Annotated in this window: 10 protein-coding genes; 5 read left to right on the top strand and 5 right to left on the bottom strand. The window is 64.4% G+C overall.

The features are described 5' to 3' along the window. Positions 1 to 152 precede the first annotated feature (152 nt). Complete coding sequence (locus NKJ72_RS00275; RefSeq protein ID WP_352475343.1) at positions 153 to 2,465, top strand: glucose/quinate/shikimate family membrane-bound PQQ-dependent dehydrogenase; 2,313 nt, start codon at positions 153 to 155, stop codon at positions 2,463 to 2,465. Between the two features lie 10 nt (positions 2,466 to 2,475). Here the strand turns inward: NKJ72_RS00275 and NKJ72_RS00270 are convergent, their stop codons facing one another. After that, positions 2,476 to 2,907: a hypothetical protein gene (locus NKJ72_RS00270; protein WP_352475342.1), complete on the bottom strand. Its 432-nt coding sequence runs from the start codon at positions 2,905 to 2,907 to the stop codon at positions 2,476 to 2,478. Positions 2,908 to 2,916: 9 nt separating this feature from the next. After that, positions 2,917 to 3,066, bottom strand: coding sequence for a hypothetical protein (locus NKJ72_RS00265; protein WP_352475341.1), 150 nt, complete (start codon positions 3,064 to 3,066; stop codon positions 2,917 to 2,919). A gap of 272 nt (positions 3,067 to 3,338) precedes the next feature. Here NKJ72_RS00265 and NKJ72_RS00260 point away from each other — a divergent pair, with 272 nt between their 5' ends. Further along, positions 3,339 to 4,238, top strand: a complete 900-nt coding sequence (locus tag NKJ72_RS00260) for a dienelactone hydrolase family protein (protein WP_352475340.1) — start codon at positions 3,339 to 3,341, stop codon at positions 4,236 to 4,238. Here NKJ72_RS00260 and NKJ72_RS00255 read toward each other — a convergent pair whose 3' ends face one another. Next, complete coding sequence (locus NKJ72_RS00255; RefSeq protein ID WP_352475339.1) at positions 4,239 to 5,147, bottom strand: EamA family transporter; 909 nt, start codon at positions 5,145 to 5,147, stop codon at positions 4,239 to 4,241. A 90-nt stretch (positions 5,148 to 5,237) separates the two neighbouring features. Between NKJ72_RS00255 and NKJ72_RS00250 the strand changes: the two genes are divergently transcribed. Further along, positions 5,238 to 5,717 (top strand): Lrp/AsnC family transcriptional regulator, encoded by a 480-nt coding sequence (locus tag NKJ72_RS00250; protein ID WP_352475722.1) that lies wholly within the window; start codon positions 5,238 to 5,240, stop codon positions 5,715 to 5,717. A gap of 259 nt (positions 5,718 to 5,976) precedes the next feature. Here NKJ72_RS00250 and NKJ72_RS00245 read toward each other — a convergent pair whose 3' ends face one another. Both NKJ72_RS00245 and NKJ72_RS00240 read right to left on the bottom strand, forming a co-directional pair. Continuing rightward, positions 5,977 to 6,174: a hypothetical protein gene (locus tag NKJ72_RS00245; protein WP_352466944.1), complete on the bottom strand. Its 198-nt coding sequence runs from the start codon at positions 6,172 to 6,174 to the stop codon at positions 5,977 to 5,979. A 147-nt stretch (positions 6,175 to 6,321) separates the two neighbouring features. Then, on the bottom strand, positions 6,322 to 6,807 hold the full coding sequence (locus NKJ72_RS00240) for a thioesterase family protein (protein ID WP_352475338.1): 486 nt from the start codon (positions 6,805 to 6,807) through the stop codon (positions 6,322 to 6,324). Between the two features lie 119 nt (positions 6,808 to 6,926). Between NKJ72_RS00240 and NKJ72_RS00235 the strand changes: the two genes are divergently transcribed. Both NKJ72_RS00235 and NKJ72_RS00230 read left to right on the top strand, forming a co-directional pair. Continuing rightward, positions 6,927 to 8,342, top strand: coding sequence for an FAD-binding oxidoreductase (locus tag NKJ72_RS00235; protein WP_352475337.1), 1,416 nt, complete (start codon positions 6,927 to 6,929; stop codon positions 8,340 to 8,342). 96 nt (positions 8,343 to 8,438) lie between these two features. Next, positions 8,439 to 12,497, top strand: a complete 4,059-nt coding sequence (locus NKJ72_RS00230; RefSeq protein ID WP_352475336.1) for an AsmA family protein — start codon at positions 8,439 to 8,441, stop codon at positions 12,495 to 12,497.

Here is a 12,497-nt window from a genome sequence, read left to right as displayed (position 1 = left end):
AAAACGCCGGGCTTGCGACGGGCTGGCGCCGCAAAACGCCGAGCTTGCTTGACAGGGGAGGCGGGCCGGAGAAAGTTGTGCTCGGGGCAGGAGCGCAATGCCGGGTTGCCCATGGACGCGTCGCGGAGCGCACCAGTCGAAGGAGCACCGTCTTGGCTGTGGTCATCACCTCCCTGATCCTTTTCCTCATCGGCCTGGCGCTTGGCGGCGGCGGCATCTGGCTCGTGACGCTGGGCGGCAGCTGGTATTACGTCATCGCCGGTCTAGCTTTCCTTGTCGCGGCCTGGCTGCTCTACAGGCGCAGATCCACCGCGCTGTGGCTCTACGCGGCGATCGTGCTCGGCACGCTCGCCTGGGCGGTCTGGGAGATCGGCTTCGACTGGTGGGAGCTCGGCCCGCGCGGCGGCATCATCGTGCTTGTCGCGCTATGGCTGCTGACGCCATGGGCGCGGCGCGGGCTTACCGGTCCCGACGGACGCGCACCGCTTATCCTCGCCGTGCTGGCATCGCTTGCCGTCGCCGGTTATTCGATGACGGTCGATCCAAAGGATATTACGGGTGAACTCAACACTGACAAGGTGACGCCGACGGCCGATCTCGGCGGCAATGTGCCGCCCGGCGAATGGCACTATTACGGCCGTACGCCCTATGGCCAGCGCTATTCGCCGCTCGACCAGATCACCCCGGAAAACGTCGCCAATCTGCAGCCGGCCTGGACCTATCAAACCGGCGACGTGAAAGGGCCCGACGACATCGGCGAGACGACTTATCAGGTGACGCCGCTGAAGATTGCCGACACGCTCTACATCTGCACACCGCATAACTTCGCCATCGCCATCGATGCCGCGAGCGGCAAGGAGAAATGGCGCTTCGATCCCCAGGTCAAGCTAAACAAGGACCGCCAGCACCAGACCTGCCGCGGCGTGTCCTATTATGCCGACGCCAAGATCGCCGCCGGCCAGCCCTGCGCCACACGCATCTACCTGCCGACGTCCGACGCTCGGCTGATCGCCCTCGATGCGGTGAATGGCCAGGTCTGCCCCACATTTGCCGAGGGTGGCACGCTGAACCTGCTCGCCAACATGCCCTATCCGAAGCCGGGCTATTATTATTCGACCTCGGCGCCGCTGATCGTCGCCAACAAGATCATCGTCGGTGGCGCGGTCAACGACAATTATTCGACGCAGGAGCCGTCCGGTGTCATCCGTGCCTACGATGCCGACACAGGCGCGCTGTTGTGGAACTGGGATTCCGGCAATCCGGACCAGACGACGCCGCTGCCGCCGGGCCAGACCTACACCAACAACTCGCCCAACATGTGGTCGACGGCAAGCGCCGACGAAAAGCTCGGCCTGCTTTATGTGCCGCTCGGCAACAAGACGCCGGACCAGCTCGGCGCCGGGCGCAGCGCCAATGACGAGAAATTCTCCTCGTCGATCACCGCGCTCGATCTCAACAGCGGACAGTTGCGCTGGGTGCGGCAGACCGTGCATCACGACCTCTGGGACATGGACGTGCCGGCGCAGCCGACGCTGGTCGACATCACCACGGAAAATGGCGTGGTGCCGGCGCTGGTCGGGCCGACCAAGCAGGGCGACCTCTATGTGCTCGACCGGCGCAGCGGCGAGCCGATCGTTCCGGTCAAGGAAGTGCCAGCACCCGGCGGCGCGATCGAGGGCGACCATACCTCGCCGACGCAGCCGTTCTCGGACCTGAGCTTCAGTCCGAAACCGCTGACCGGCGCCGACATGTGGGGCATTACCATGTTCGACCAGCTGGCCTGCCGGATCGAGCTCCGGAAGCTGCGTTATGAGGGCCGCTATACCCCGCCATCGCTGCAGGGCTCGCTGATCTATCCCGGAAATTTCGGCACCTTCAACTGGGGCGGTGTGGCAGTCGATCCGGTCCGGCAGGTGATGTTCGGCATGCCGACATACCTGGCGTTCATCTCCAAACTGGTGCCGCGCGCCGACGTGCCGCCGCCCGGTGACACCAAGGGCAGCGAACAAGGCCTGAACCGCAATGAGGGTGCGCCTTACGCAGTGATATTGAAGCCGTTCCTGTCGCCGCTCGGCATTCCCTGCCAGGCGCCGCCCTGGGGCTATGTGGCGGGTGCCGACCTTCGGACCGGCAAGATCGTCTACAAGCATCGCAACGGCACCGTCTACGACATGACGCCGCTGCCGCTGCCGTTCAAGGTCGGCGTGCCCGGCATTGGCGGGCCGATGATCACTGCCGGCGGCGTCGCCTTCCTCGGCGCGGCGGTCGACGACTATGTGCGCGCCTATGACCTGACGACCGGCAAACAGCTCTGGCAGGCGCGGCTGCCTGCCGGCGGGCAGTCGACACCCATGACCTACACGGTAGCCGACGGACGCCAGTTCGTCGTCATCGTTGCCGGCGGCCACGGCTCGGTCGGCACCAAGCCGGGCGATTATGTGATGGCCTATACGCTGCCGAAATAGAGAAGTTCCTTCAGAGCCCGAGATGTCCTTTCAGATCGGGTACCGATGCAAGGACCTCATTGGTTAGCTGCGGGCCGGCTGCTGCCTCGGCCTGCTGGACCAGCATCGTGCCGGCCTGACTGATTTGTGCGAGCGTAAGGCCCGATGCCTTGAGTATGGCGACGCCGTTGATCAGCGCGCCGGTCTTTTCGCCGAGAGCGCCGCCGAGCGCGCCCTCCAGCGAGGACAGTAGGCCACCACCGGAAGCCCCGCCGGGAGCCATGACATCATATTGCTTGGCCAGGGCGTCGGCTCCCGGGATTTTGGCAAAGAAGCTGGACAGGGTCGTGCCTTCCGCCTCGTGTTCAAGCACCGAGAAAATCGTGCCGGCGATCTTTTCCGTCAAAGCCTGGTTGAGACCGGATTTCTGGGAGACGGTGTTGATGATGTCCTGAACGTCCATGATCTTTCCTCAGGCTTTGGTGTTTGCGGGCGGGTGCCGGTTGACGCGGATCTTGATCAACGATCGTTTGAAGGCGGGGAAGGCAGTGAACCGCAGCGCCAGCAAAGCCATGGCGGCGAGGGCGAACCCACTTGCCAGAAGCGGGGAGGGAAAGGTCATGGGGCGTATTCCTTCGTCTCAATCACGCATTCTTTTCCCGCCAAATGGCCATTCTCGTTCGCCAGATGGCCCGAATGAGGCATAGCCCGGTAACTTCTTTTTACATTGTGGTGCGTGCATTTAGCATTGCCACAAAGGACCATAATTTAACGACAGTGCGGCGCCGGGCATCACGGTCGTCGTGCAGGGACTTTTGGCAGCCTCACTCAGCCGTGACTGGACCAGGCAAGCTTCGGCTCTATGTTGCCGCGGGGGCCCACGAGGAGCGCGCCATGACAACACCTGCCGGACCCACTGCCGCCAAGCCTGTCATTACCCAGGCGATGATCGATGCCTATGACGAATACACGCATCTGACGCTCGACCGGCGGCGCTTCATGGAGCAATTGACCAGGCTTGCCGGATCGGGTGCGGCAGCTGCCGCGATCGCGCCGCTGCTGGCGGCGAACTCGGCCCAGGCGGCAATCGTGGCGGAAGACGATCCGCGTGTGAAAGGCGAGGACATCAGCTATCCCGGCAGCGGCGGCGAGATGAAGGGCTATCTGGTCAGGCCGGGAGACCAGACCGGCAAGCTTGGTACCGTCATCGTCGTGCATGAGAACAGGGGTCTCAACCCGCATATTCGCGACGTGGCGCGGCGCGTTGCGCTGGAAGGGTTCGTGGCGCTTGCGCCGGACTTCATGACACCGCTCGGCGGCACGCCGGACGACGAAAACAGGGCACGTGACCTGTTTTCCCAGCTCGATCCAGCACAGGTCGCCGCCAATGCCGTGGCAACGGTCGCCTACCTCAAAGGCTACAAGGACGGCAACGGCAAGGTCGGCGCCGTCGGCTTCTGCTGGGGCGGCGGCACGGTGAACATGCTGGCCGTCAACGCGCCGGACCTCGCAGCCGCCGTCGCCTATTACGGCATGCAGCCAAAGGCCGAGGACGTGCCGAAGATCAAGGCCGCGCTCATGCTGCATTATGCCGGCCTCGACACCCGCACCAATGCCGGCATCGATGCCTTCAAGAAGGCACTCGACGCGGCTCATGTCGAATACTCGGTCTATGTCTATGAAGGCGCCAACCATGCCTTCAACAACGACACGTCGGCGGCCCGCTACGACAAGAAGGCGGCTGACCTCGCCTGGGGCCGGACGATCGCCTTCCTCAAGGAGAAGCTGGCCTGATCAGGTGGGCGCCGGCGCCGGTTTGTGAAAGCCGACGCCGGCCACCACCAGCGCGATGCCAACGCAGTCGGTGAGGCTCGGCACCTGCCGCAGCACGATGACGCCGATCAACGTCGCGGTGACCGGCAGCAAAGACAGCATCAGCGCGAAGCTGGAGCGCGGCAGCCGCGACATGGCAAGCTGGTCGCATATATAGGGAATGACCGACGAGCAGATGCCGACGCCGACCGCCGCAAGCAGCAGGGGCGGCGCCGAGAAAGCCGGCAGAGCATCGGCGAAACCGATCGGCAGAACGACGAGAAGGGCGACCGCCATGGCGGCACCCAGCCCGACGATGCCATCGCCGGCACCGCCGCGCGCGACGCGGTGGCCGAGCACGATGTAGCCAACGAACAGCGTGCCGTTGAGGAAGGCCCAGAACAGGCCGACGGGATCGCTCGACCATTTGACGTCGATCAGCAACAGGGTGCCGGCGACAGCGATTGCGAGGGCGGCGAGATTGCGCGGGCTTCTGAGGCCAACAAGCGCAACGCCGATAGTGCCGACGAATTCGATCGCCGCCACCAGCGAGATCGGCAGCCGGTCGAGCGCCAGGTAAAACGAGCAATTCATCACGCCAAGGCAGACGCCGAAAGCCACAAGCAACAACCGCGTCGAGCGATCGGCGCGGGCGAAGACCGCCCATGGCCGGGTCAACGGGGCAAAGACGAGTGCCGCGGTGGCGATGCGCAGCCAAGCCATGCCGAGCACGCCGACATGCGGGAACAGCAGCACTGCGAAGGCCGGTCCGAGATAGTGGAACACGGCGCTGACGCCGAACCAGAGATGCGGCGGGACCGCGTTTGCCAAGGTAAAGGCGGGGCCGGCGAGTGCCGGACTTGCTGCTGGGGCTTGCGTCCGATCTTCCATGGGATCAGTATCGCAGGCGATTTTTGCCATTGATATGGATGATGGCCGGTCATTGCGGCTATTTGCTTTCCGAAAGCAAGGAGTTGTCCGCTGAAACGCCTTCGAAATGAAAATACCGATCTGGACCCGGCGGATCTGAAAATCCTGCGCCTGCTGGAAAAGGACGCGCGCACCAGCACCGCCGAACTGGCGCGATCGGTCGGCCTGTCGGCGCCGAGCGTGGCCGAGCGCATCAAGCGGCTGCAGGAAAGCGGTGTGATCGACGCCTACACGGTGCGTATCAATCCGGCCGCGCTCGGCATGAAGCTGTCGGCATGGCTGCGCATCAGGCCGGTGCCGGGGCAACTCGCCGTCGTGGCCGAAATCATCCGCGACCTGCCGGAAATCGCCCAATGCGACCGGGTCACCGGTGAGGACTGCTTCATCGCGCTGGCGCATGTCGCCTCGGTGGCCGAGCTCGAGCGAGTGATCGACCGGATCATTCCCCATGCGATGACCAACACGGCGATCATCCAGTCGTCGCCGTTGATGCCGCGCTCGCCGCTGGGGGCGGTGAAGCGCCAGCCTTGATGCTTGGGGTCGTTCGTCAGCACGTCGTCCGCTTAACTCGAAACGTCGCGCCGCCCCTTCATCGCCCTGCCGGGCACTTCTCGGACGTTGTCACCAATGGTTTCGCCAATTGCCAGCGTTGCTGAAAGAGCGCTGAGGCTGCGGCCAGCCCCTTTTCCCCGTCACTATACGCGGAGACGGTGGCGGCAGCCGGATGAGGGGCAGCGCAAACGTTCCAGAAATGCAAACCGGACGGCCGGTCTGTTTTTTCCCGCACCGTTCAGGCGTGGCCGCGTTTGATCCGCGCCTGCTTCAGGATGGCGCGCCAGCGGATCATGGCGAAGGGAATCGGCTCGTTGTTGTTGGCGATGTGGAAGATCTCGTTGTTGAGGTTCTTCAGCGAGCGCCAGAAATCATAGTCGGTGATACGTGGATCAGCCGCCAGCCTGTCCGCCTCGACCTTGATGTCGGTTTTCATGCACGTTCCCCGAACCGCTGCTGCTCCGCCGCCCGTATCGCAATTCGATGCGGATGGTTTTCCAACGCCGCGCTGAGTCGTTCAACGTCTCGATTCGGCTTGTTCACGTTAAAACCTCAGTAAGGTTAACGGCGGTCGGACTGCGGTTCAAGCCGGCTTACGACGAATACCGATCGAGCGGCCGGCGCGCTCCGGCATCGGCAGGGCGGCATGGGCGGCGCGCATCGCTTCCACCCTGGCCAGGACGTCAGCGGGGAAGGGCGCGACCTTCGGGCCAGCCATGTCGACATGCAGCGACAGCGTTTCGGAGGTGGCGGCGAGCCAGCCGTCGAGATGGCGGATTTCCTGGTAGGCCCTCAGCCGCTTCTCGTCATAGTCCAGCAACTGGAACGAGACTGTGACCTTGTGGTCGAGGTGCAATTCCTGGACGTAGCAGACATGGACTTCCGCGGTGTAGATGGTCAGCCGCCGTTCCCTTACATAGTCCGGCCCCATCCCCATCACCTCGAAGGCTTCGTCGGAGCACCGGTCGAACAGCACGTTGTAATAGGCCATGTTGAGATGGCCGTTGTAGTCGATCCAGGCCTCCTCGATGTCCATGGCGCGAGAGACGAAAGGGGCGGGGATGGGCATCGGAAACTTCCTTCTCGTCATGCCGGGATGAGCGTGGACTGGACAGAGCGTGGTTGGTGAGACTACGCATCCGTAGATGCAGAACAAGGGTGGACGCTGGTCCATTCGCGGAGGAATCGATGGCTCTAAGCGACCTCAATCCGGTCGAGCGCAACGAAGAAGGCATCGCCGCCGTGCTCGGCATCCTCAAACAGCGGCTCGGCGAGCGATTCCAGACCGGCCAGGCGATCCGCGCCCAGCACGCGCACACCACGACCTATATTCCGACGCAGGCGCCGGACGGCGTCGCCTTTGCCGAGACCACGCAGGAGGTGCAGGAGATCGTGCGCGCCTGCGCGGCCCATCGCGTGCCGGTGATCGCCTTCGGCGTAGGCTCTTCGCTGGAAGGCCACACCAATGCGCCGGGCGGCGGCATCTCGCTCGATACGTCACGCATGAGCCGCATCATTGCAGTCAATCCGCAGGACCTCGATTGCACCGTCGAGCCCGGCGTGACGCGCGAGGACCTCAACCGGCATCTGCGCGACACCGGCCTGTTCTTTCCGATCGACCCGGGTGCCAACGCTTCGCTCGGCGGCATGGCGGCGACGCGGGCGTCGGGCACCAACGCCGTGCGCTACGGCACGATGCGCGAAAACGTGCTGTCGCTGACTGCGGTGATGGCCGACGGCGAGGCAGTGACGACCGGCAAGCGCGCCAAGAAAAGCTCGGCCGGCTACGATCTGACACGGCTGCTGATCGGCTCGGAAGGCACGCTCGGCATCATCACCCAGCTGACGTTGAAGCTGCAGGGCATTCCGCAGGCGATTTCGGGCGGCGTCTGCCCGTTCCCCAGTGTCGAGGCCGCGTGCAATGCGGTGATCGCGACCATCCAGATGGGCATTCCGGTGGCGCGCATCGAATTGGTCAACGCGCTGCAGATGCGGGCGATGAAGACCTATTCGAAGCTTGATTATCCCGAGAGTCCGTGCCTGTTCGTCGAGTTCCACGGCAGCGATGCCGGCGTCGCCGAGCAGGCCGAAACCTTCGGCATGATCGCCGAGGAAAATGGCGGCGGCCCGTTCCTGTGGACCAGCGTCGCCGAAGAGCGGACGAAATTGTGGAAGGCCAGGCACGATGCCTACTGGTCGTCGCTGACGCTGCGGCCGGGTGCCAAGGGCCTCTCGACCGATGTCTGCGTGCCGATCTCGCGCTTTGCCGAATGTGTCACCGAGACCGAGGCGGATATCACCGAGATGGGCCTGATCGCGCCGATCGTCGGCCATGCCGGCGACGGCAATTTCCATGTGCTGGTGCTGATGGACGCGGACGATCCGAAGGAGATCGCGCTGGCGGAAAAATTCGTGGCGCGGCTCAACATGCGCGCCATCGCCATGGACGGCACCTGCACCGGCGAGCATGGCATAGGGCAAGGCAAGATCGGCTTCCTGCGGCATGAACTCGGCCATGGCGTCGACATCATGCGCACGATCAAGCAGGCGCTCGACCCGCTGAATATAATGAACCCCGGCAAGATATTGCCTGGAAAGGACTGATCTTCAGGCCGCTGCCGTGCCCCCATTTGCCTCTTTATCGACACGCTGATGCGGGTAGAGTGCCACTGACTTTCAACCAAAACTATCCAGGAGCTGATGCTCGCACGCCTGTTCGTGATCTTCGGTGGGCTTCTTGTGCTGGTGCTGTGTGCGGCGCTGGTGGTGCCGTACTTTGTCGACTGGACGGGTTACCGTGCCGATTTCGAGCGCGAGGCGAGTGCCGTCCTCGGCCGCAAGGTGACCGTGCAAGGCGATGCGACGGCGAGGCTGCTGCCGTTTCCCTCGGTGACCTTCTCGAATGTCGCCGTTGCCGGTGGCCCCAACGGACAGCCGGCAATGACCGTCGAAACCTTTTCGATGGATGCAGAACTCGCGCCATTCCTGCGCGGCGAGGTGCTGATCTTCGACATGCGGCTGGTGCGGCCGAAGGCGACGATCGACATCGCCGCCGACGGCACGGTCGACTGGACGATACGGCCATCCTCGCCCTTCGATCCCGGTCAGATTTCCATCGAGAAGCTGACGGTGACGGAAGGACAGATCGCGCTCAGCCACGCCGCCGGCGGGCGCAGCCATCTTATTTCCGAGATCAACTCAACGATCTCAGCCAAGTCGCTGGCCGGCCCCTGGCGGCTGGACGGCTCACTGTTGCTGGACGGGTTGCGGACCACGATCGCCGCTTCGACCGGCAAGGCCGAACCGGACGGGCAAATGCGGCTCAGGCTCAAGGCCGATCCGGATGCCTATCCGCTGGTCATCGAGACCGACGGCAATGTGGGCCTCGTCGAGGGCGCCGCCGTCTATTCGGGCCAGTTCAAGATATCGGGCGCAGACCGGACCGCGGCGCGGCCGCGCGGCACCGGCGGCGAGGCGCTGAAGGTCAGCGCCGGCAAACCGGACCCGGGCTTCAGGCTGAACGGCAAGTTTTCGCTCGACCACCAGAAGCTCGGCGTCGACGAATTCCGCTTCGAGACCGGGCCGCTCGACAATCCCTACAACGCCGACGGCAAGGCTGCGGTCGACCTTGGGCTGAAGCCGCATTTCTCTATCGAGGCCAATGGCGCGCAGGTGCAGTTCGACGAGGCCGTAGGGGCGGCGGCCGGGGCCGGATTGACGCTGTCCGAACGGGTGGCGGCGCTCGAGCAGGCGCTGCTCGATCTGCCGAAGCCGACCATACCGGGCACGGTCGAGGTGAAACTGCCGGCGGTGGTCGCAGGCGACACCACGGTTCGCGACGTGCATCTGTCCGCCGAGCCGGCCGAAGGCGGCTGGGCGGTAAAATCGCTGGCCGCCACGCTGCCCGGTCGCGCCAAGCTGGAAGCCAATGGCATGGTCAGCGTCGAGGACCATTTCGGTTTCACCGGATCGCTGCTTCTGGCGGTGGCGCAGCCCTCCGGCTTTGCCGCCTGGCTGTCGAAGGACGTCGACGAGGCGATCCGCCGTTTGCCGGCCGCCGGCTTCAAGGCCAAGGTGGATTTGAGCGAAAAACACCAGGCCTTCAGCGATCTCGAACTCATCCTCGGCAAGGCGAAGTTCTCCGGCCGCATCGATTCCAACCAGCCCGACGAAACCCGTCCATCGGTGCTGATGCAACTCGAAGGTGGCGAACTCGACGTCGATGGGCTCGCTGCCTTCGCCTCGATCTTCGTCAGCGACAAGGGCGCCAACCGCTTTTCCGATCGCGACCTCGATTTCCAGATCAAGGCCGGGCCGGTCAGCGCCGGCGGCTTGACCGCCGATAGCGTCGATACTTCACTTAGATTGCGTGAGGGGCTGCTTGAGATCGACCGCCTGTCGGTCGGCGGACTTGCCGGCGCCTCGATCAGCGCCACCGGCCGGATCAAGGATTTCCCGGCGAGCCCGACCGGCAAGCTCGACGCCTCGGTGGTCGCCGTCGACCTCAAGCCGCTGATCGACGTCGCCGTCCAGCATTATCCAGACAATGCGGTTCTGAAGTGGCTGGCGGAGCGCGCTGCTGCCTATCCCGAGCTGTTCCAGGATGCGCGTATCGACGCGGTCACGAGTGCCGCAGACAATGGCGATGGTACGACCGGACTGGCCATGAGCGCACAGGGCAAGGCCGGTGGCTCGGCCTTTTCGGCGTCGTTGTCCGGCAAAGGGGCGCTCGACCGGCCTCTCGAAGCGCCGGTGACGCTGACCTTCAACGCAAGGAACGCCGACGCCACCGCGCTTCTGGCGCTTTACGGTCTGCCGGCGCTGCCGCTCGGCATGCTCGGCGAGGCGACCACCGACGTCTCGGCCAAAGGCACGCTTGGCGGCGGCCTGGCGACACGATTCAGCCTGGCCGGCAATGACTTCAAAGCTGGTTTCGACGGGACAATTGCCGACACGCCTCAGGGCGCGGCCGCCAAGGGCAAGGTCAGCCTTGAAACGGCCGACATCTCGCCATGGCTGATGACGACCGGCGTCGGCCTGCCCGGCATGGAGACCGGCATGTCGACGTCGCTTGCTGCCGATGCCGACTACGGCAATGGTCTCCTGGTGCTGAGCGGGCTCAGCGGCGCCGTCAACGAAGCGGCGGTTTCCGGTGACGTAAATATCGACATCAAAGAGGGGCTGCCGCATCTTGCCGGCGCGCTGTCGCTGGACGAGCTGGACCTCGATCCGATGGCGGTGATGCTGTTCGGCGACCACGCTTTCCTTGTCAATGACAGGACCTGGCCGACGGCACCGTTCAGCCAAAAATCCAGTCTGCCATTTACCGCCGATCTCGATCTGACGGCGGCGTCGCTTACCGCCGGCCCGCTTGCCACCGCCTATGACGCTGCGCTTTCGCTGCAGCTCGACCAGGAGGGCATCCGTGTTTCCGACCTCAAGGCAAAATTCCTCGGGGGCGAGTTGAGTGGCCTGTTCGAGCTCAAGAACAATGACGGCACCGGGCTTTTCTCCGGTCAGATGAAACTCGCCGGCTCCGATTTGACAGCTGTGCTGCCGGAGGCCGGCATCAGCGGAAGCGGCGATTTCTCGACGGCGCTTTCGACCAGCGGCAAATCGGTCGACGCGATGGTCGCGGCGCTGTCCGGTTCCGGCACGGCGACGCTGAAGGGTATGACTATTGCCGGCTTTAATCCCGATGCCTTTGGCGCATTTATTGCCAAGGCCGACGCGATCGGGCGCGATATCGACGCGTCGAAGACTGCCGGTTTTGTGCCGCAGATCGCCGCGGCGGGCAGTTTTCCGGCGCAGGACACCGATATTGCCTTCACCATCGCCGGCGGCACGCTGAGGGCGCCGCCGGTCAAATTGGAAAGCCCGGGCGCGACGCTGTCCGCCGACATCACCGCCGATCTGAACACCAGCACCGTCGATGCCAAGGGCGAGATCGCCTATCGACCCGGCGATGAGGCGCTGGTCGGCTCCGAACCGATTTTGAATTTCAGCGTCGACGGTCCGTTCGGCGCCACCAAACGGCAGTTCGACAGCGAGCCGCTGGCCCAGTTCCTGACCCAGCGTGCGCTGGAAAAGGAGCAGCAGCGAGTCGAAGCCATGCAAGCCGCACTGCTCGAGAAACAAAGGCTGCGGCGTGAGGTGCGCTACTACGCTGCCCTGCAAACCGAGCGTGAAAGAGCGGCGGCGGAACGGCGCAAGCGGGAGGAGGAAGCGGCGCGGCTGAAGGCTGAGGCCGACGCCAGGGCAAAGGCCGAAGCCGAGGCTCAGGCCCAAGCCGAAGCGGAGGCGAGGGCGCAGGCTGAAGCCAAGGCGAAGGCTGAAGCGGACGCCAGGGCAAAGGCCGAAGCTGAGGCGCAGGCCCAAGCCGAAGCGGAGGCCAGGGCGCAGGCCGAAGCCAAGGCGAAGGCGGATGCAGCGGCGAAGGCCGAAGCCGAGGCGAGGGCGAAAGCCGAGGCGGCTGCAAAGGCCAAAGCGGATGCCGAAGCCAAAGCCAAGGCGGCGCAACAGGCTGCCGAGGAAGCAGCGCAGGCCGAAGAACAGCAACGCCAGAGGGCGGAAGAGGCGTTGCGGATCGCCTCGGAAGAGAAGGCAAGGCTCGACGCCGAACGCAAGGCCGCGGCGGAGCGAGCGGAACGGGCGCCACCGGCCACAAATAACGTGCCATCGCCAGTGCAGCCCCCGCCAAAGCTCAAGTTCGATCCCTCGTCGATCGACGATCTGCTAAAATCGCTGAATGGCGGGTGA

It is taken from the genome of Mesorhizobium sp. M0045 (assembly GCF_040323385.1).
Classification (GTDB): Bacteria; Pseudomonadota; Alphaproteobacteria; order Rhizobiales; family Rhizobiaceae; genus Mesorhizobium.
The sequence above is the reverse complement of the archived record's forward strand: the minus strand, read 5'-3'. Positions and strand labels throughout refer to the sequence as shown.

What these genes read in the sequence shown, in the direction of transcription:
- NKJ72_RS00255 (WP_352475339.1), bottom strand. Translation starts at nt 5,147, where the DNA reads ATGGAAGATCGGACGCAAGCCCCAGCAGCAAGTCCGGCACTCGCCGGC.
- NKJ72_RS00230 (WP_352475336.1), top strand. Translation starts at nt 8,439, where the DNA reads ATGCTCGCACGCCTGTTCGTGATCTTCGGTGGGCTTCTTGTGCTGGTG.
- NKJ72_RS00260 (WP_352475340.1), top strand. Translation starts at nt 3,339, where the DNA reads ATGACAACACCTGCCGGACCCACTGCCGCCAAGCCTGTCATTACCCAG.
- NKJ72_RS00235 (WP_352475337.1), top strand. Translation starts at nt 6,927, where the DNA reads ATGGCTCTAAGCGACCTCAATCCGGTCGAGCGCAACGAAGAAGGCATC.
- NKJ72_RS00240 (WP_352475338.1), bottom strand. Translation starts at nt 6,807, where the DNA reads ATGCCCATCCCCGCCCCTTTCGTCTCTCGCGCCATGGACATCGAGGAG.
- NKJ72_RS00245 (WP_352466944.1), bottom strand. Translation starts at nt 6,174, where the DNA reads ATGAAAACCGACATCAAGGTCGAGGCGGACAGGCTGGCGGCTGATCCA.
- NKJ72_RS00265 (WP_352475341.1), bottom strand. Translation starts at nt 3,066, where the DNA reads ATGACCTTTCCCTCCCCGCTTCTGGCAAGTGGGTTCGCCCTCGCCGCC.
- NKJ72_RS00270 (WP_352475342.1), bottom strand. Translation starts at nt 2,907, where the DNA reads ATGGACGTTCAGGACATCATCAACACCGTCTCCCAGAAATCCGGTCTC.